This window comes from Salmonella sp. SAL04213, from assembly GCF_046550535.1.
Lineage (GTDB): Bacteria > Pseudomonadota > Gammaproteobacteria > Enterobacterales > Enterobacteriaceae > Salmonella > Salmonella enterica.
Window position 1 is genome coordinate 381103 of sequence record NZ_JBGDXS010000003.1, and the last position, 18812, is coordinate 399914.

Sequence of the window (18812 nt, forward strand, 5' to 3'; positions counted from 1 at the left end):
GATCTTATTAGCGATTTAATGTCGACATAATTTCCGGCCAGTAGCGGGGGCCGGCCGCGGCGTCGTGAGGAAAAACCGCCTCAATTGCCGCCAGCTCCTGCGGGCTGAGGGTCAGTGATAACGCGCCGAGGTTTTCATCCACCCTGGCGCAGTGGCGGGTGCCGGGAATGGGAACGATGTGCCTGTTGCGGGCCAGCAGCCAGGCCAGCGCTAATTGTGCGGGGGTACACTCTTTTTCGCGTGCCATTTGTTTTATTGCTTCAGCCAGACGTAAATTGCGCGAGAAGTTCTCACCCATGAACCTGGGATTTGTGCGACGGAAGTCATTCGCAGCAAAATCTTCTGGCGTTTTAATCGTACCGGTCAGAAATCCGCGTCCCAGCGGGCTGTAAGCGACGAATCCTATACCCAACCGTTCACAGGTGGAAAGTGCTGAAATTTCCGCTTCGCGGGACCAAAGCGAATACTCACTTTGCAGCGCGGTAATAGGGTGAACGTGATGGGCGCGTTCCAGCGTTTGCGTTGATGCTTCGGATAGCCCGAGATAACGCACTTTTCCCTCGCGCACCAGGTCCGCCATTGCACCGACAGTCTCTTCTATGGGGACTGATGGATCAACGCGATGTTGGTAGTACAGATCGATATGATCGACCCCCAGGCGTTGCAGACTTTGCTCACAACTACGGCGAACGTACTCCGGTCTGCCATTGACGCCACGCGCCATAGGGTTAGCAGGGTCGAGAACGATACCAAATTTCGTCGCTAAAAATACCCGATCGCGACGATCGGCGATGGCTCTTCCGACTAACCTTTCATTGGTATAAGGGCCATACATATCTGCGGTATCGAGCAGTGTTACCCCCTGATCTAACGCATAATGTAGCGTCTTAATTGAGGTGCTGTCGTCATGAGCGCCGTAAAATGCGCTCATGCCCATACATCCCAGTCCGATGGCTGACACTCGCGGTCCGTTTGCGCCTAATGTACGATATTGCATACTGCCTCCATGAGGATATTTTGTGCATGGCAGGCAGTCTATACCTGGCGTATAAGATGAAAAATAGGGGGAATAAGCATGGTTTATGAAGGCTGGCTTAATAATGCGTCATGATGTGATGTCCATATTGCATGCTTTTTGCATGATTGCTGAAAACCATAGCTTCACGCGGGCAGCGGCGCAGTTACATATTTCCACGTCGGCGTTAAGTCAGAATATGCGTCAACTGGAGGATGAACTTGGCGTAAAATTGTTGAACCGAACCACCCGGCGTGTCGGTTTGACAGAAGCAGGACATGCCTTTCTTGCCAGTATCAGGCCCGCATTGAACCATATTGATGAGGCGATGGAACATGCTCGCCAGAGCCGCGATATACCCGGAGGGACATTACGCCTGACCGTACCGCGCACGGCGGCTACGCTTTTGTTACAACCTAATCTCGCCGGTTTCATGCGCGATTATCCCGATATTCGGCTGGATATCGACGTGAATGACGGTTTTGTGGATTTAATTAACGAACGCTTTGATGCCGGTATTCGCTTTGGCGATGCGGTACAACTTGATATGAATGTCGTTCCGCTCGGTGATGTTTTACGCCCGGCGATCGTAGCATCCCCTGCATACCTTGCGCGTTTTGGCACGCCGCTGCATCCTCAGGAACTCATCAATCACCGCTGCCTTTGCCATCGTTTTACGCGTGAGAGCGGGCTATATCGGTGGGAGTTTGTTCATGGAGCGCAACGGCTGGAAATTACGCCGGAAGCCGCGTTAATGGTGAATGATAAAGCGTTGCGTCTCTCCGCCGCGCGTGATGGGGCAGGGCTAACCTATGTTTTTGAACAGGATGTCCACGAAGACTTACAGGATGGGCGGTTGTGTTCCGTGCTTGAGGAGTGGCTGCCTGCGGCGGACCGGTTTTATTTGTATTATCCCGGCCGCGCGCATATGGCGCCAAAACTACGCGTATTTATTGATTATTTTTGTCATAAGGCGATATTGCCATCTCAACAGAGCCATCACTGTTAGCGCTCTTCGCTCCAGTCGTCGCTATCAGACTGATCGCCGCTGCTGGCGATTCGTTTCTCTTCGGCGGCCCATTCGCCCAAATCAATTAACTGGCAGCGTTTAGAACAAAATGGGCGGAAGGGGCTAATTTCCCCCCAGACGACCGGTTTACCGCAGGTCGGACAGTTTACGACGGTCACGTCAGACATTTTTACTCCTTAGCAACAGGCCAGTTCAAAATCAAGACGCTCCGGCACCAGACCATTTTCACTATCCAGCGGCATAAAGCGAATGGCAAAACGGCTCTTATGGCCGGAAATTTGCGGATAAAGTTGTGAATCGAGCGTCAGCATAAGACGCAGCAAATCGGCGTCGTCCCCGTTATCCTGATAAAAACCGTTCAGGCTGGTTTGCTTACGGAAAGGCGCTGAATTACGGATCAGATCAAGCACCAAAGTCAGCGCCTGGGTGAGGGGATTCAGGCTGGCAAGCCAGCTTTCAATCTGGGCGTCGCGCTGCGCCTGTTGTAGGTGCAACCAGATATGCAGAGTGGGTAAATCGAAACTGCAATAGCCGCCAGGAATACTTAGGCGTTGACGCACAAGGGCAATCAAGCGATCTTCGCGTAGCTGCTGGCCAATCCTCGGGGCGGAGATTAGCACGCTGCCCGCGGATTTTAACTGCTGGCGCAGGGCTTCAATACGGTCTTGATCGACGCCGGGAACCTCAACCCAGGCCTGTAATTTACGCTGCTGGCGCTCCAGTTCTTTCAGCAGTTCGGTACGGACTTCGCCCCGTTCGAACACATCCAGTAGATCGCTGATGTTACGGAAAAAATGCAGTGCGCCAGCATGGTCTGCAATTGGCAGGTTGATGGAGAGCTGTTGGATCAAAAACTCTATGCGCAGCCACGTACGCATCTTCTCATTGAGAGGGTGTTCAAATAGGACCTGGGTGTGCATTACGGTTTTTCCTGTGAGACAAACTGCGACGCGAGCTTAAGATAACTGGCGTGCAGGCGGGCCACATCTGATGCGATAGCATCCGGTGCGCCGTTATTATCAATAACATCGTCCGCCACGGCAAGGCGCGCTTCACGCGTCGCCTGCGCAGCGAGAATGTGTTCAACATGCTCGCGCGTAACATCATCACGCTGCATTGTGCGTATGAGCTGCGTTTCGGGCGTCACGTCAACCACCAGTACGCGGTTGGCTTTTTGATACAGCCTGTTTTCAACCAGCAGAGGCACAACCCATAACACATAGGGCGACGTAGCCTGTTGAAACTGTCGTTGGGTTTCCTGCTGAATTAAGGGATGAAGCAGAGCGTTAAGCCAGGCTTTTTCTTCCGGATGCGAAAAAATACGCTCACGCAGCGCCCGGCGACGTAACGTGCCGTTGGCGGCGATAAGTTCAGAACCAAAATGTTCCGCTATTGCGTTCAGGGCGGGCTGCCCTGGCTCAACCATCTGGCGCGCGATAATATCCGCGTCGATGACGGTTATTCCGAGGTCAGCGAAGGCATCAGCGACGGTACTTTTACCGCTGCCAATACCGCCGGTTAAGGCTACGGTATACCTCATATCTCCAGCTTCCGGAATTTTAGTTTGATAATCAAAAGGTTAAATTTTAAACATACAAAGACGATGCGCTCTGAGCATTAACCTACTATTCGCCAGGTAAATTTATGGGATTGTAACGTAAAAAAAGAGAATTTCGCAGTCTTGTACGGCCATGATTAGTGCGTATGATAGCGTCACTGGAGTTGTGAGTTTCGATTTTTCGCCATTAACCCCAGGAATCCGCACATGCGTATTGAAGAAGATCTGAAGTTAGGTTTCAAAGACGTTCTTATCCGTCCTAAACGTTCTACCCTCAAAAGCCGTTCCGATGTCGAACTGGAACGTCAATTCACCTTTAAACACTCAGGTCAGACCTGGTCTGGCGTACCGATTATCGCGGCCAATATGGATACCGTCGGGACGTTTGAAATGGCGCAAGCATTGGCCGGGTTTGATATTCTGACTGCTGTACATAAACATTATACCGTTGAAGAGTGGGCAGCTTTTATCAACACGGCTTCGGCTGATGTTCTGAAGCATGTGATGGTTTCCACCGGGACCTCTGATGCTGATTTCGAAAAAACCGTGCAGATTCTGGCGCTGAATCCTGCGCTGAACTTTGTCTGTATTGATGTGGCCAATGGCTATTCAGAACATTTTGTGCAGTTCGTCGCGAAAGCACGTGAAGCATGGCCGACAAAAACAATCTGCGCAGGCAATGTGGTAACGGGCGAGATGTGCGAAGAGCTTATCCTCTCCGGCGCCGATATCGTGAAAGTGGGAATTGGTCCCGGCTCCGTATGCACGACGCGTGTAAAAACTGGCGTTGGTTATCCGCAACTGTCGGCGGTTATCGAATGTGCTGACGCGGCGCATGGCCTGGGCGGCATGATCGTCAGCGATGGCGGCTGCACCATGCCAGGCGACGTAGCAAAAGCCTTCGGCGGCGGCGCGGATTTCGTTATGTTGGGCGGCATGCTGGCGGGTCACGAAGAGAGCGGCGGCAGCGTGGTAGAAGAGAACGGCGAGAAATTTATGCTGTTCTACGGCATGAGTTCGGAATCTGCGATGAACCGTCATGTCGGCGGCGTTGCGAAATACCGCGCGGCAGAAGGTAAAACGGTTAAATTGCCGCTGCGTGGGCCGGTGGGCAATACTGCCCGCGATATCCTGGGCGGTCTACGCTCAGCCTGCACTTATGTCGGCGCGTCTCGCCTGAAAGAGTTGACCAAACGCACCACCTTTATTCGGGTGCAGGAACAAGAAAACCGCATTTTCAATAGCCTCTAATATTCTGGCTGGCGTAAATGTGCGCCAGCCTTATCCCATCCCGCTCATCGCGTCTCCCAGATGAAAAATCGGCAAATACATCGCCACCACCAGCGTACCGATAATTAAACCGGTGATGATCAATAACGCCGGTTCCAACAGCGACGCCAGATTATCGGCCAGCGCCAGCGTAGTTTCACTGTGGTGACGGGCAAGGTTATGCAGCATGATATCGAGTGAACCGGACGCTTCGCCCGTTCTGACCAGTTGCAGGCATAGCGGACTAAATTCCTGGGTATTTTTTAGCGCCAACCAGACCGGATTGCCTGCGGCGATCTCCTGATGTACCTGCGTTAAACGCTGTGACCAGTAAGGGCAGCCGAGACTCTCGATAGCGCTTTCCAGTCCCTGAAGAAAAGGAATGCCTGCGCTTTGGGTCAATGCCAGTACGGTGAATATTTGCGCTAGTTTCTGGCCTCTTATCAGGCGACCCATAACGGGAAGCCGTAGCAGAAGACGCTGCCGCTGCGCTTGCCAGGACGGCTTTTGTTTTACCCTGCGGTGAGCGATAGCAATGAGCATCGTCAGGAACAAGATGAGCCAACCCCATGCCGCCCCCCATTGCGCTATCGCGATAATACCGCGCGTCAGAAGAGGGAGCGGGGTATTGAAGCTACGGTAAATGGCGGCAAATTCCGGCAGAACAAAGTGCAGCATGGCGAAAACGACCAGGGCGGCCATTGTCAGAATAATGGCGGGATAGCGTAGCGCCTTTTTTACGCTAACCGTAATCTGCCGTTGCGCTTTTTGCTGACGGGCCAGTTCAAAGCAGCAGTCGGCCAGTTTGCCGGTCAGTTCTCCGGTGCGGATCATCGTCTGGTAGAGCGGCGGAAATACCTGCGGCCAGGAGACTAATGCGCTGGAAAAAGGGACGCCCTGTTCAAGCTCGTGAGCCAGCGTGCGCAACAGCGCTTGCCATTGTCGGTGTGGATGCTGTTTCGCAAGGAGTTCCAGCCCTTCAGAAAGCGTCAGCCCGGCATGAATGAGCGTGGCCAACTGATGAATAATTTCAGCGCTTTGCTCTTCTTTCCACAGTGCGGCGTTAACGCCCATGCGCTTGATGCGAAGCGGCATAATGCGCTGATGTTGCAGGGTGATGATCAGCGCCAGACGATTGTCCGCCCATACAACGTCTTGTTCCAGTTGACCTTTATCGTTAACGCCTTGCCAGCGCCAGAGCTGTTTAACGCTCATGGGGCATTCCCAGAACGCGCAGTATCTCTTCAAAGGACGTCATGCCTTGCTCAACGGCGCGACAGCCATTTTCAAAAAGCGTCCCTGTACCGGTCTGTTGGAGGTGGGCTTCCAGTGCTTGCGCCGATGCGCCGCTCGCAATTAACTGACGTAATGCCGGGGTAACGGTTAACACTTCGAATAACGCGGTTCGGCCATAAAAGCCGTGGTAGCAATGCTGACAGCCGCTTGCCTGCCAGCGCGGTAGCGCGCTGGGCCAAAGATTGGGCGATAGCACCACGGGATCGCTCAGACGCTGTTTGCAGTGCGGGCAAAGCCTCCTTACCAGGCGTTGCGCTACCACCAGCGTAAGCGCCGATGAGATCATCCAGCGTGCTACGCCCATTTGCTGCAAACGTATCAGGGTTTCGCTGGTGGAGTTTGTATGGAGCGTTGAAAGTACCAGATGGCCCGTTTGTGCCGCCTTAATGGCGATTTCTGCGGTGTCGCCGTCACGAATTTCACCTACCATGATGATGTCAGGGTCCTGGCGTAAAAGCGCGCGCAGCACATTTTGAAAGGTGAGCCCGACGCGGGGATGGACCTGCGTCTGGTTAATCCCATCCAGTGGAATTTCTATCGGATCCTCAACGCTACAGAGGTTGATACCCGGCGTATTCCGGGTTTGTAGCGCGCTGTATAGCGTGACCGTTTTTCCGCTACCGGTGGGGCCAGTCACCAGTACCAGCCCCTGAGGTTGCTGTAGGGCTTGTCTAAAAGCGGTAAGTTGTGCCCCGTACATGCCCAGCGTGTCCAGATCCAGCGTTTGTTCAACCTGATGCAACAACCGTAAGACGACTTTTTCGCCTTCTTTACAGGGAAGCGTGGCGATACGAAAAGAGATGCTGTCTCCCGACAGGTCAACGGTAAATTGCCCGTCCTGCGGCAGCCGATGTTCAGCGATGTCCAAATTTCCCAGGACTTTCAATCTGGCCGTCAGCGCAAGCCCCGTCTCTTTGGCGATGTCCTGCAGAATATGAAGAACGCCGTCGATGCGGAGTCTTATTCGGTAGCGGCTGGCGCCTGGTTCGAGATGGATATCAGAGGCGCGTTTCGCCATCGCCGAGCGTAATGTCTGATTGAGAAGCTGGGCCGCGGTTTCTCCACCTTTCGCGGCGTTTGCCGAGGGAGCCTGATCCGGCTTATGCCGATGATTTTCCATTTGCTGGCGAGTCCAGCACACAATATCAATCTGTTTTTGCGTGGCGAAATGCAGAGCGTCCAGTAACGCATGAGAGGGCGCGTCGACCACCGCAACAGTGATACTGTTGCTGGCGGTATTGATCAGTACAGCCTGATGACGTTGACACAAGGTGTTGAGCTGAGCGTCTTTCATCTTGTCTCCTTAGTTGGCGTCAAAACGGAAGACATCTTCACAAGCCTGTTGTAACGCGCTGTCGCTTTGAATATTGCAGTTACGCGTCCAGCCGGTAATGCCGTTAGCATTGTCCCAGGCGGGCGTCATGATGACGCTAAGCCCGCTCAGACTCTCCTGGCCGGTAAGCGTGATGACGCCTTTTTCCACGCTCATGCCCGAAACATAACGGGTGATGACGGGCGAGGGGATACCGTTGACGCCCGCATCGCATGTGCTTGTCCCACCATGTTCCAGAGCGCAGAGTTCGACGGCGGTACGGTAGGGGACAAACGTTTGCAACATATCCGTCAGCGCCGCTTTACGCAGATAGTTCTGGTAAGCCGGAATACCAATGGCGCTTAAAATGGCGATGATGCCAATAACGACCATCAATTCGATAAGCGTGAAACCGCGTTGTTTTTCCATTGTTCGCTCCTTGAGTTAGCTGGCGCTACTGTGGCAAACGCGGGAAGAGCGGGCGAGCGGCAAAAGGTAAAACGGGAAGGCGGATTCTGAAGATTTTTGCTGCGTTACATGACACGGCAACGTTATTGCGAGGCGCTACGAATATTTTACCGAATCACGACGCGGATCTACGGACAGGTGATTTATAGACCCGACGGCGCAGCGCCATCGGGTGGAGAGGATCAGCGAAAACGCATGGAGAGATCGAGCGCGCGTACGTGCTTGGTCAGCGCGCCAACGGAGATGAAATCCACCCCGGTTTCAGCAAATTCGCGTAAGGTTTCCGCGGTGACGTTGCCGGATACTTCCAGCCGCGCCTGGCCGTTGACGCGTTTCACCGCCTCGCGCATCTGGTCGGTGTTGAAATTATCCAGCATGATAATATCCGCGCCTGCTTTCAGCGCATCGTCCAGTTCATCCAGATTTTCGACCTCGACTTCTACCGGCACGTCCGGATGTAGCCAGAACGCTTTTTCCACCGCCTGACGAACTGAACCGGAGGCGATAATATGGTTTTCTTTAATCAGGAACGCGTCAGTGAGGCCCAGGCGATGATTGGCGCCGCCGCCGCATAAAACCGCATATTTGAGCGCGGTGCGCAGACCAGGCAGCGTTTTACGCGTGTCGAGCAACTGGGTTTGGGTGCCAGCCAGCAGTCCAACGTAGCGGCGTACTTCACTGGCGACGCCGGAAAGGGTCTGGACAAAGTTTAGCGCCGTGCGCTCGCCGGTCAGCAATACGCGAGCCGGGCCGTTCAGTTCAAACACTGTTTGGTTGGCGTGAATGGCGTCGCCGTCATCGACATGCCAGGTGAGGCGCACATCATCGCCCGCCAGTTGGATGAAGACCTCTTCAACCCAGCGCTTGCCGCAGAAAACGCCGTCTTCACGAGTGATCACCGTGGCATGGGCTTGCGTATCTGCCGGCAAAAGTTGCGCGGTGATATCGTTGCCAGCATCGACTTCTCCACCTAAATCTTCACGCAGCGCCTGAGCAACGGCGGCAGGGATATCGAGATTAATGCGTTCCAGTAGCGCGTCACGTCGGTCGTCTGGGTTATAACGGCGAGGCGGCATGATAAAACTCCAAATTGCTAACGAATCATAAGGTAGAAACATGCTACTCTGAAGCAGCTATAAGCACCACTCAAAAGGAGACTCCGCATGTTGCCAGATAAGGGTTGGTTGGTAGAGGCGCGACGCGTCCCTTCTCCGCATTATGATTGCCGTCCGGATGACGAAAAACCGTCCTTGCTGGTGGTGCATAATATTAGCCTGCCCCCCGGCGAGTTTGGCGGTCCGTGGATCGATGCATTATTCACCGGAACGATAGATCCAGACGCCCATCCTTTTTTTGCAGAAATCGCTCATCTTCGTGTTTCGGCCCATTGTCTGATTCGTCGCGACGGTGAAATCGTCCAGTATGTGCCTTTTGATAAGCGTGCGTGGCATGCGGGCGTGTCAAACTATCAGGGGCGGGAACGTTGTAATGATTTCTCCATTGGTATTGAGCTGGAGGGGACGGATACGCTGGCTTATACCGATGCGCAGTATCAGCAGCTAGCCGCCGTGACGCGCACGCTTATCGCTTGCTATCCGGCGATCGCCGACAATATGACCGGACACTGCAACATTGCGCCTGACCGCAAAACGGACCCTGGCCCTGCCTTTGACTGGCCGCGCTTTCGCGCTTTGGTAGCCCTCTCGTCGCACAAGGAGATGACATGACGCTGTTTACGACATTACTGGTGCTGATTGTCGAGCGCCTGTTTAAGCTGGGCGAGCACTGGCAGCTCGATCATCGGCTGGAGGCGCTATTCCGTCGGATTACGCATTTTTCGATGTTGCGCACGATGGGAATGACGGCGATCGCGATGGTGGTGACTTTTCTACTGCTCCAGGCGTTAAAAGGGCTGCTATTTAACGTGCCGACACTGGTGGTGTGGATTCTCCTGGGCGTGCTGTGTATCGGCGCGGGCAAAGTGCGAGTACATTATCACGCCTGGCTGAAAGCGGCGTCCCGTAACGATCCGCATCCTTGCGAGGCGATGGCCAGCGAGCTTACGCTGATTCACGGCGTGCCGCCGGATTGTAATGAGCGTGAATTTTTGCGTGAGCTGCAAAATGCGTTGTTATGGATAAATTTCCGTTTTTACCTCGCACCGCTATTTTGGTTTATCGTTGGCGGTCCATGGGGGCCGGTAACGCTGGTGGGCTATGCGTTTTTACGGGCCTGGCAGACCTGGCTGGCGCGCTATCAGACGCCGCACCAACGTTTGCAATCCGGCATTGACGCTATTCTTCATGTGCTGGACTGGATTCCGGTACGTCTGGCGGGCGTAGTGTATGCATTACTGGGGCATGGCGAGAAAGCGTTGCCGGCCTGGTTTGCCTCGCTGGCGGATCTGCATACTTCGCAGTATCAGGTGCTCACACGTCTGGCGCAGTTCTCACTGGCGCGCGAACCGCATACTGACAAAGTAGAAACCCCCAAAGCGGCGGTATCGATGGCGAAGAAGGCCTCGTTTGTGGTGGTGGTGATTATTGCGTTGCTCACCATTTATGGGGCATTAGTGTAGCGTTGTGCCGATGGCGCTAACGCTTATGCGGCCTACAATGGAAAAACCTGTAGGCCCGGTAAGCGTTAGCGCCACCGGGCAGTGCAACGGCTTAGATCGTATCGGCTGGCGGCACGCCAAAATCAGGCATCCCGTTTTCGTCCCAGCGCACCCGTTTCAGACGCGTATGGCGGTTGGGATCGTACAACGGATCGCCTTCAATTTCGGTGTAATTTCTCGCGTGGTACACCAGTACATCTTCACCTTCCGGCGTTTGCGTAAAGCTGTTGTGTCCCGGCCCATACTGGCGATTTTCATAGCTGGTGGTAAAGACCGGGCGCGGTGATTTATGCCAGTTGGCCGGATCGCGCGGATCGTCGTTTACGTTAATCCACAGTAACCCCATACAGTAGTTTTCATCGGTGGCGCTGGCCGAATAGCTGATAAACAGCTTGTCGCCATGCACCACGACGGCCGGACCTTCGTTAACCCAAAAACCCCGGCATTCCCAGTCGTACTCTGGCTTACTGAGTCTTACCGGCTCGCCTTTAATCGTCCACGGATTTTCCAGTTCAGCCAGATAAATATTTGAGTTACCGGCAATATCCGGCGCTTTTTGCGCCCACAGATACCACTGCTTTCCCTGATGATAAAAAGTGGTGGCATCGAGGGCGAAGGTATCAAACGGCGTTTTAATTTGGCCTTTCTCCGTCCACTTGCCGGTGAGTGGGTCGGCATCGGCGCACTCCAGGGCAAACATGCGGTGCTGGAACATTCCCTGCTTATCAAGCGCTTGAGTATGGGTAGCGGCAAAATAGATGTACCACTTGTCCGCCAGATGATGAAGTTCCGGTGCCCAGATGAGCTGGCTCATAGGGCCGCTTTCCGGTTTGCGCCAGACGACAACGGGGTCGGCGGCGCGCAACCCTTCCAGCGAATCAGCCCGGCGTATTTCCAGCCTGTCATATTCCGGTACGGAGGCAATAAAGTAGTAATCGCTGCCGTCGCGTAAAATAAACGGATCGGCACGTTGTTCAATAAACGGGTTTGGCCAGTTTGCCATCAGGCTTTCCTTACGCTTTCAGCGGCTTTGAGCTCCTGCAACTCACTCAATTCGCGGTAATTAGTGCGACGTTTTTCCAAATCGTCCTGGATTTTTTTCATCAGTTCACGGTCAACTTTCAGCAGACGTACCACGCCTGCGGTAATCAGATATCCAACGCCGGGGATAACGGTAAACAACAGCATAATACCGTTCATCGCCGAGGCGCTTTGCGCTTTGGCGCTGGCGTCATAACCGTACCAGGAGAGCAAAAAGCCGACCATCGCCCCGGCAATCGCCAGGCCCAGTTTCAGGAAGAACAGATTACCGGAGAAGCTAATACCGGTAATGCGTTTGCCGGTTTTCCATTCGCCGTAATCATCGACGTCCGCCATCAGCGACCAGTGCAACGGGGAAGGGATCTGATGCAGAATATTGAGCAGGAAGTAGAGCGCCACTATCATCACGGTAGCTTTCGGATCAAAGAAATAGAACGCGCAGGAGAAAATCGCCAGCGCGATATTGGTCCAGAAAAATACCTTCAATTTACACCAGCGATCGGTTAAGACTTTTGCCAGCATACTGCCGATCATCATACCGACCACGCCAAGACTAATAAAAAGCGTAGCGAAATGGGTGCTTTGTCCCATCACCCAGGTGACGTAATACATGGTCGCCGCCATACGGATAAACCCCGGGCAGACGTTACATAAGGTCAATAGCAGAATGCGTACCCATTGATCGTTTTTCCACACGTCTTTGAAATCATTCTTCATATCATCGTGCGTCGGAACGGCAGGGCGAACGCGTTCGCGGACGCTGGCAAAGCAGAACAGAAACATACCCATGCCGATAATCGCCAGCACGGTCATCGCCAACTGATAGCCTTTGGCTTTGTCGCCGCCGCCAAACCAGTCCACCATCGGCAATAGCGTTAACGATAGCAACAGCGTCGCGATGCCGACTAACACGAAGCGATAAGCCTGACAGGCCACGCGCTCTTTTGGATCATTGGTGATCACGCCGCCCAGTGAGCAATAGGGAATATTGATGGCGGTGTAGGTCACAGAAAGCAGAAAATAGGTGACGAAAGCATAGACAACTTTGCTGTTATAGCCCCAGTCCGGCGTCGTGAACATCAGCACGCTGAACAGCGCGTAGGGAAATGCAATCCACAGTAGCCAGGGGCGGAAACGACCATATTTACTTTGGGTACGATCGGCAAGCGCGCCCATCACCGGATCGGTAACGGCATCGATAACGCGTACTGAAAGGAGTAAAACACCGACTAACGCCGGGGCAAGACCAAAAATATCCGTATAAAAGTAATTAACAAACAGCATGATAGCGCCAAAAATAATGTTACATCCGGCGTCACCCATGCCATACCCGATTTTCTCTCTTACCGAAAGTCTGCCCTTATCCATTGAGACTTCTCCCCATCAGATGATGGCGGTAATTATTCGCCTGCGAGCTTTTTTTTGCGTAGCAGGATCACGCCGCTGATATGGATAAAATGGTTATACGTGGGAAACTGTGAGGCAGATAACACCCTCCCCGGACGGGGAGGGCGGAAAAGTAACGTCACGATCAGTGGGCTTTCACCGTTTTTGCCGTTTTTTCTTTACACAGATAGCCGACGCCCAGGATAAGCAGCCATACCGGAATCAGCCACACGGAGATCGCCATACCTGGCGTCATCAGCATAATGATCAATACCGCCGCCATAAACAGCAGGCAGAGAACGTTGCCGAACGGATAAAACAGGGCCGGGAAGCGGGTTTTCACGCCCTGCTGCTGTTTCGCGCGACGGAACATCATATGGGCAAGGCTAATCATCGCCCAGTTAATGACCAGCGCGGAGACCACCAGCGCCATCAGCAGTCCGAATGCGGACTCTGGGGCCAGGTAGTTGAGCAGCACGCACAACGCAGTCACGACGGCGGAAACCAAAATGGAGCTCACCGGCACGCCGCGTTTGTCGACGTTCAGCAGCGCTTTCGGCGCATTTCCCTGCTGGGCCAGACCGAACAGCATACGGCTGTTGCAGTAAACGCAGCTGTTATAAACCGATAGCGCGGCGGTGAGAACCACGATATTCAGCGCATTGGCGACAAACGTATCGCCCAGCTCATGGAAGATAAGGACAAACGGGCTGGTATCGGCGGTGACGCGAGTCCATGGCAGCAGCGAAAGCAGAACCGCCAGCGAGCCGATATAAAAAATCAGGATGCGATAGATAACCTGATTGGTAGCTTTGGGAATGCTCTGTTCCGGGTTATCGGCTTCAGCGGCGGTGATCCCTACCAGCTCCAGTCCGCCGAACGAAAACATAATAATGGCCATCATCATCACCAGCCCGGTCCAGCCATGCGGCAGAAAGCCGCCCTGTTCCCACAGGTTGCGCACGGTGGCCTGCGGACCAGCGGTATCGCTGAAGAGTAACCACGCGCCGAACAGAATCATAGCGATGACGGCGATCACTTTAATAATGGCGAACCAAAACTCCATCTCACCGAACACTTTAACGTTGGTCAGGTTGATGGCGTTGATAATCACAAAGAAGGCTGCCGCAGAAGCCCAGGTGGGGATCTCCGGATACCAGAACTGGATATATTTACCCACTGCGGTCAGTTCCGCCATGGCAACTAATACGTACAGCACCCAGTAGTTCCAGCCGGAAGCGAATCCGGCAAAGCCGCCCCAGTATTTATAGGCGAAGTGGCTAAAAGAGCCGGCGACCGGTTCTTCAACCACCATCTCTCCCAGCTGGCGCATAATCAGAAAGGCAATAAAGCCTGCAATCGCATAGCCCAGGATAATTCCTGGCCCCGCCGACTGAATAACGGAGGCGCTTCCCAGGAACAAGCCTGTCCCTATCGCGCCGCCCAATGCGATAAGCTGAATATGGCGGTTTTTCAGGCCGCGCTTGAGCTGCTCGCCGTGCTGCTGACTGTCCATTATAAAACCTCGTGTATCGGGCGCGGTTTATTCATAACGCGCTTATTTTGAACGATGCAGTAGTGCGTGTGTAAGTTTGCAATTCCGCTTTTTGTATTGATTTATTTACAGATTCGTTTTTTTAAATGTCACTTCAACTCTTTCGTCTTGATCAGAATAATGGTATGTGGCCGCGAATGCACCTGCTTTGTGCAGGGGTGATGACGAGTTGCGTAAAAAGAAAGCACTTGTAAATACCTCCTTTTATTTTCCCTTACAGATGTTAATTTGTTTTTATTCATTATTTATGCATAAAAATGCATTTAATCTACTGTTGAATCGGTTCAGATGAGATTTTTTATCGTTTCAAATACGTTAAATCTACCTCCTGGTGGGTAAATTTAACATTTGTGCACAGTTACAGTTTTGAAACATGATTTCTGTAAAATTGTTAAAATGTGCCTCCTTTACTGATTTCAATCAAAACCTGTATGGACAGAAGGTGAATACTTTGTTACTTTAGCGTCACAGACATGAAATTGGTAAGACCAATTGACTCCGGGCAAATGGCTTAAGACAGGAAATCATGGCCTACAGCAAAATCCGCCAACCAAAACTCTCCGATGTGATCGAGCAGCAGCTGGAGTTTTTAATCCTTGAGGGAACATTGCGTCCCGGAGAAAAACTCCCACCGGAACGTGAACTGGCAAAACAGTTCGACGTCTCCCGTCCCTCCTTGCGCGAGGCGATTCAACGTCTCGAAGCGAAGGGATTGTTGCTTCGTCGTCAGGGCGGCGGAACCTTCGTGCAGAGCAGCCTGTGGCAGAGCTTTAGCGACCCGCTGGTGGAACTGCTCTCCGATCACCCTGAATCCCAGTTTGACCTGCTCGAAACGCGCCATGCGCTGGAAGGCATTGCGGCTTATTACGCGGCGCTGCGCAGCACCGATGAAGATAAAGACCGTATTCGCGAGCTGCACCATGCTATTGAGCTGGCGCAAGAGTCCGGCGATCTGGATGCCGAGTCCGAAGCCGTGCTCCAGTATCAAATCGCCGTCACCGAAGCGGCGCACAACGTGGTATTGCTTCATCTGCTAAGGTGTATGGAGCCGATGCTGGCGCAAAACGTGCGGCAGAACTTCGAATTGCTGTATGCGCGTCGGGAGATGCTGCCGCTGGTGAGTACGCATCGCACCCGTATATTTGAAGCCATTATGGCCGGAAAACCAGAAGAAGCGCGTGAAGCGTCACACCGACATCTGGCGTTTATCGAAGAGATTATGCTGGACAGAAGCCGTGAGGAGAGCCGTCGTGAACGCGCTTTACGCCGCCTGGAACAGCGCAAGAATTAGTTTTTTCTGGCAGAACGTTAACCAGAAGATGTTGTGAATAAAGCGCAAAAATGTGCGCGGCAACTAAATGCCAGGCCCATAAGGCTATTTTATTTGCCATTTTGGTCCTGGGCAGTGCTCACAATCCTCACGTACTACGTGTACGTTCCGGTTGTTCCGCGCTGTCCGTGACCAAACTGGCTGCAACAATTACACCTTATGGGCCAGGCAATAAACGCAGAACCTGTCTTATTAAGCTTTCTGACGAAAGTTTAATGGGACAGGTTCCAGATAACTCAACGTATTAGATAGATAAGGAATACCCCCATGTCAGAACGTTTCCCAAATGACGTGGATCCGATCGAAACTCGCGACTGGCTACAGGCGATCGAATCGGTCATCCGTGAAGAAGGTGTTGAGCGCGCTCAGTATCTGATTGACCAACTGCTTTCTGAAGCTCGCAAAGGCGGCGTGAAAGTCGCGGCAGGCGCAGGGGCCAGTAATTACATCAACACTATTGCCGTTGAAGACGAACCGGAATACCCGGGCAATCTGGAGCTGGAACGTCGCATTCGTTCTGCTATCCGCTGGAACGCCATCATGACCGTGCTGCGCGCGTCTAAAAAAGACCTTGAGTTGGGCGGCCACATGGCGTCCTTCCAGTCTTCCGCCACGATCTATGATGTCTGTTTCAACCATTTCTTCCGTGCGCGCAACGAACAGGATGGCGGCGATCTGGTGTACTTCCAGGGCCACATCTCTCCGGGCATCTACGCTCGCGCGTTCCTGGAAGGTCGTCTGACCCAGGAACAGATGGATAACTTCCGTCAGGAAGTGCATGGCAATGGCCTCTCTTCCTATCCGCACCCGAAACTGATGCCGGAATTCTGGCAGTTCCCGACCGTCTCTATGGGTCTGGGCCCAATCGGTGCTATCTACCAGGCGAAATTCCTGAAATATCTGGAACACCGCGGCCTGAAAGATACCTCTAAACAGACCGTTTACGCCTTCCTCGGCGACGGCGAGATGGATGAGCCGGAATCCAAAGGCGCGATCACCATCGCCACCCGTGAAAAACTGGACAACCTGGTCTTTGTTATCAACTGTAACCTGCAGCGTCTTGACGGCCCGGTCACCGGTAACGGCAAGATTGTTAACGAACTGGAAGGCATCTTTGCAGGTGCTGGCTGGAACGTTATTAAAGTCATGTGGGGCGGTCGTTGGGATGAGCTGCTGCGTAAAGACACCAGCGGTAAACTGATCCAGCTGATGAACGAAACCGTTGACGGCGACTACCAGACCTTCAAATCCAAAGACGGCGCTTACGTACGTGAGCACTTCTTCGGTAAATACCCGGAAACCGCAGCGCTGGTGGCCGACTGGACTGACGAGCAGATTTGGGCGCTGAACCGTGGTGGTCACGATCCGAAGAAAGTTTACGCGGCACTGAAAAAAGCGCAGGAAACTAAAGGCAAAGCGACCGTAATCCTGGCCCATACCATTAAAGGTTATGGCATGGGCGACACCGCGGAAGGCAAAAACATCGCTCACCAGGTGAAGAAAATGAACATGGACGGCGTGCGTTACGTCCGCGATCGTTTCAACGTGCCGGTTGCCGATGCTGATCTCGAAAAACTGCCGTACATTACCTTCCCGGAAGGTTCTGAAGAACACAAATACCTGCATGAACGCCGTCAGGCGCTGCATGGCTACCTGCCAAGCCGTCAGCCGAACTTCACCGAGAAGTTAGAGCTGCCTCAACTTTCAGATTTCGGCGCGCTGCTGGAAGAGCAAAGCAAAGAGATTTCCACTACGATCGCTTTCGTGCGTGCCCTGAACGTGATGCTGAAGAACAAGTCGATCAAAGATCGCCTGGTACCGATCATCGCCGACGAAGCGCGTACTTTCGGTATGGAAGGTCTGTTCCGTCAGATTGGTATCTACAGCCCGAACGGCCAGCAGTACACCCCGCAGGACCGTGAGCAGGTTGCTTACTACAAAGAAGACGAGAAAGGCCAGATTCTGCAGGAAGGTATCAACGAGCTGGGCGCAGGCGCATCCTGGCTGGCTGCGGCGACCTCTTACAGCACCAACGATCTGCCGATGATCCCGTTCTACATCTACTACTCTATGTTCGGGTTCCAGCGTATCGGCGACCTGTGCTGGCAGGCTGGCGACCAGCAGGCTCGCGGCTTCCTGATCGGCGGGACTTCCGGTCGTACAACGCTGAACGGCGAAGGTCTGCAGCACGAAGATGGTCACAGCCACATTCAGTCGCTGACTATCCCGAACTGTATCTCTTACGACCCGGCTTACGCTTACGAAGTGGCTGTCATCATGCATGATGGTCTGGAGCGTATGTACGGTGAGAAACAAGAGAACGTTTACTACTACATCACCACCCTGAACGAAAACTACCACATGCCGGCCATGCCAGCAGGTGCCGAGGAAGGTATCCGTAAAGGTATCTACAAACTCGAAACCCTCGAAGGTAGCAAAGGTAAAGTTCAGCTGCTGGGCTCCGGTTCTATCCTGCGTCACGTGCGTGAAGCGGCACAGATTCTGGCGAACGACTACGGCGTAGGTTCTGACGTGTACAGCGTGACCTCCTTCACCGAACTGGCGCGTGATGGCCAGGATTGTGAACGCTGGAACATGCTGCACCCGCTGGAAACCCCGCGCGTACCGTACATCGCTCAGGTGATGAACGACGCTCCGGCAGTGGCATCTACTGACTATATGAAATTGTTCGCCGAGCAGGTTCGTACTTACGTACCGGCTGACGACTATCGCGTACTGGGTACGGATGGCTTCGGTCGTTCCGACAGCCGTGAGAACCTGCGTCACCACTTCGAAGTTGATGCTTCTTATGTGGTTGTCGCAGCGCTGGGCGAACTGGCTAAACGTGGCGAAATCGATAAGAAAGTGGTAGCGGATGCGATTACCAAATTCAACATCGATGCAGATAAAGTTAACCCGCGTCTGGCGTAAGAGG

17 protein-coding genes are annotated in these 18812 nt (G+C 53.3%); 6 read left to right on the top strand and 11 right to left on the bottom strand.

Annotated features, from left to right (window positions below; all coding sequences use genetic code 11):
• Positions 1–7: 7 nt before the first annotated feature.
• Positions 8–997, bottom strand: a complete 990-nt coding sequence (locus ACLJPQ_RS11240; protein WP_001534422.1) for an aldo/keto reductase — start codon at positions 995–997, stop codon at positions 8–10.
• A gap of 85 nt (positions 998–1082) precedes the next feature.
• Here ACLJPQ_RS11240 and ACLJPQ_RS11245 point away from each other — a divergent pair, with 85 nt between their 5' ends.
• Positions 1083–2024, top strand: coding sequence for a LysR family transcriptional regulator (locus ACLJPQ_RS11245; protein WP_001622534.1), 942 nt, complete (start codon positions 1083–1085; stop codon positions 2022–2024).
• Here the strand turns inward: ACLJPQ_RS11245 and yacG are convergent.
• From yacG to coaE, 3 genes are read right to left on the bottom strand one after another with little or no spacing between them, the layout of a single operon-like run.
• Entirely contained in the window at positions 2021–2212 is a 192-nt protein-coding gene (gene yacG, locus ACLJPQ_RS11250; RefSeq protein ID WP_001286419.1) for a DNA gyrase inhibitor YacG, read from the bottom strand. The genes ACLJPQ_RS11245 and yacG overlap by 4 nt on opposite strands.
• 9 nt (positions 2213–2221) lie before the next feature.
• Positions 2222–2965, bottom strand: coding sequence for a cell division protein ZapD (gene zapD / locus ACLJPQ_RS11255; protein ID WP_410967604.1), 744 nt, complete (start codon positions 2963–2965; stop codon positions 2222–2224).
• Complete coding sequence (gene coaE / locus ACLJPQ_RS11260; RefSeq protein ID WP_079954552.1) at positions 2965–3585, bottom strand: dephospho-CoA kinase; 621 nt, start codon at positions 3583–3585, stop codon at positions 2965–2967. The genes zapD and coaE overlap by 1 nt, the downstream gene beginning before the upstream one ends.
• Positions 3586–3810: 225 nt before the next feature.
• On the opposite strand from coaE, the gene ACLJPQ_RS11265 reads away from it, so the two are divergent.
• Positions 3811–4854, top strand: coding sequence for a GMP reductase (locus ACLJPQ_RS11265; RefSeq protein ID WP_001217365.1), 1044 nt, complete (start codon positions 3811–3813; stop codon positions 4852–4854).
• 30 nt (positions 4855–4884) lie between these two features.
• Here the strand turns inward: ACLJPQ_RS11265 and hofC are convergent, their stop codons facing one another.
• The 4 genes from hofC to nadC all read right to left on the bottom strand — a co-directional run bounded on the left by hofC (position 4885) and on the right by nadC (position 9024).
• A complete protein-coding gene (gene hofC / locus ACLJPQ_RS11270; RefSeq protein WP_076735326.1) occupies positions 4885–6087 on the bottom strand; it encodes a protein transport protein HofC in 1203 nt (400 codons plus the stop codon).
• The gene (gspE, locus tag ACLJPQ_RS11275; RefSeq protein ID WP_080184987.1) at positions 6077–7462 is read right to left on the bottom strand and encodes a type II secretion system protein GspE; all 1386 of its coding nucleotides are present in this window, start codon (positions 7460–7462) and stop codon (positions 6077–6079) included. The genes hofC and gspE overlap by 11 nt, the downstream gene beginning before the upstream one ends.
• Before the next feature lie 9 nt (positions 7463–7471).
• Positions 7472–7909: a prepilin peptidase-dependent pilin gene (gene ppdD / locus ACLJPQ_RS11280; protein WP_000414989.1), complete on the bottom strand. Its 438-nt coding sequence runs from the start codon at positions 7907–7909 to the stop codon at positions 7472–7474.
• 221 nt (positions 7910–8130) lie between these two features.
• Entirely contained in the window at positions 8131–9024 is an 894-nt protein-coding gene (gene nadC, locus ACLJPQ_RS11285) for a carboxylating nicotinate-nucleotide diphosphorylase (protein WP_001135136.1), read from the bottom strand.
• Positions 9025–9111: 87 nt separating this feature from the next.
• Here nadC and ampD point away from each other — a divergent pair, with 87 nt between their 5' ends.
• Both ampD and ampE read left to right on the top strand, forming a co-directional pair.
• Positions 9112–9675: a 1,6-anhydro-N-acetylmuramyl-L-alanine amidase AmpD gene (gene ampD / locus ACLJPQ_RS11290; protein WP_000936326.1), complete on the top strand. Its 564-nt coding sequence runs from the start codon at positions 9112–9114 to the stop codon at positions 9673–9675.
• Complete coding sequence (gene ampE, locus ACLJPQ_RS11295; RefSeq protein WP_000172039.1) at positions 9672–10526, top strand: beta-lactamase regulator AmpE; 855 nt, start codon at positions 9672–9674, stop codon at positions 10524–10526. Before ampD ends, ampE begins: the two co-directional genes overlap by 4 nt.
• 91 nt (positions 10527–10617) lie before the next feature.
• On the opposite strand, the gene ACLJPQ_RS11300 is transcribed toward ampE, so the two are convergent.
• The 3 genes from ACLJPQ_RS11300 to aroP form a co-directional block, all read right to left on the bottom strand.
• Positions 10618–11568, bottom strand: a complete 951-nt coding sequence (locus ACLJPQ_RS11300; RefSeq protein ID WP_076937524.1) for a family 43 glycosylhydrolase — start codon at positions 11566–11568, stop codon at positions 10618–10620.
• Entirely contained in the window at positions 11568–12974 is a 1407-nt protein-coding gene (locus ACLJPQ_RS11305) for a glycoside-pentoside-hexuronide (GPH):cation symporter (RefSeq protein WP_000357539.1), read from the bottom strand. The genes ACLJPQ_RS11300 and ACLJPQ_RS11305 overlap by 1 nt, the downstream gene beginning before the upstream one ends.
• A gap of 163 nt (positions 12975–13137) precedes the next feature.
• A complete protein-coding gene (aroP, locus tag ACLJPQ_RS11310; RefSeq protein WP_000969487.1) occupies positions 13138–14511 on the bottom strand; it encodes an aromatic amino acid transporter AroP in 1374 nt (457 codons plus the stop codon).
• Positions 14512–15073: 562 nt separating this feature from the next.
• Here aroP and pdhR point away from each other — a divergent pair.
• Both pdhR and aceE read left to right on the top strand, forming a co-directional pair.
• Positions 15074–15838 (top strand): pyruvate dehydrogenase complex transcriptional repressor PdhR, encoded by a 765-nt coding sequence (gene pdhR, locus ACLJPQ_RS11315; RefSeq protein WP_000331771.1) that lies wholly within the window; start codon positions 15074–15076, stop codon positions 15836–15838.
• Between the two features lie 306 nt (positions 15839–16144).
• The gene (aceE, locus tag ACLJPQ_RS11320) at positions 16145–18808 is read left to right on the top strand and encodes a pyruvate dehydrogenase (acetyl-transferring), homodimeric type (protein WP_000003841.1); all 2664 of its coding nucleotides are present in this window, start codon (positions 16145–16147) and stop codon (positions 18806–18808) included.
• Positions 18809–18812 lie beyond the last annotated feature (4 nt).

Coding starts and splice junctions, on each gene's coding strand:
- ACLJPQ_RS11240 (WP_001534422.1), bottom strand. CDS start 997: ATGCAATATCGTACATTAGGCGCAAACGGACCGCGAGTGTCAGCCATC.
- ACLJPQ_RS11245 (WP_001622534.1), top strand. CDS start 1,083: ATGAAGGCTGGCTTAATAATGCGTCATGATGTGATGTCCATATTGCAT.
- yacG (WP_001286419.1), bottom strand. CDS start 2,212: ATGTCTGACGTGACCGTCGTAAACTGTCCGACCTGCGGTAAACCGGTC.
- zapD (WP_410967604.1), bottom strand. CDS start 2,965: ATGCACACCCAGGTCCTATTTGAACACCCTCTCAATGAGAAGATGCGT.
- coaE (WP_079954552.1), bottom strand. CDS start 3,585: ATGAGGTATACCGTAGCCTTAACCGGCGGTATTGGCAGCGGTAAAAGT.
- ACLJPQ_RS11265 (WP_001217365.1), top strand. CDS start 3,811: ATGCGTATTGAAGAAGATCTGAAGTTAGGTTTCAAAGACGTTCTTATC.
- hofC (WP_076735326.1), bottom strand. CDS start 6,087: ATGAGCGTTAAACAGCTCTGGCGCTGGCAAGGCGTTAACGATAAAGGT.
- gspE (WP_080184987.1), bottom strand. CDS start 7,462: ATGAAAGACGCTCAGCTCAACACCTTGTGTCAACGTCATCAGGCTGTA.
- ppdD (WP_000414989.1), bottom strand. CDS start 7,909: ATGGAAAAACAACGCGGTTTCACGCTTATCGAATTGATGGTCGTTATT.
- nadC (WP_001135136.1), bottom strand. CDS start 9,024: ATGCCGCCTCGCCGTTATAACCCAGACGACCGACGTGACGCGCTACTG.
- ampD (WP_000936326.1), top strand. CDS start 9,112: ATGTTGCCAGATAAGGGTTGGTTGGTAGAGGCGCGACGCGTCCCTTCT.
- ampE (WP_000172039.1), top strand. CDS start 9,672: ATGACGCTGTTTACGACATTACTGGTGCTGATTGTCGAGCGCCTGTTT.
- ACLJPQ_RS11300 (WP_076937524.1), bottom strand. CDS start 11,568: ATGGCAAACTGGCCAAACCCGTTTATTGAACAACGTGCCGATCCGTTT.
- ACLJPQ_RS11305 (WP_000357539.1), bottom strand. CDS start 12,974: ATGGATAAGGGCAGACTTTCGGTAAGAGAGAAAATCGGGTATGGCATG.
- pdhR (WP_000331771.1), top strand. CDS start 15,074: ATGGCCTACAGCAAAATCCGCCAACCAAAACTCTCCGATGTGATCGAG.
- aceE (WP_000003841.1), top strand. CDS start 16,145: ATGTCAGAACGTTTCCCAAATGACGTGGATCCGATCGAAACTCGCGAC.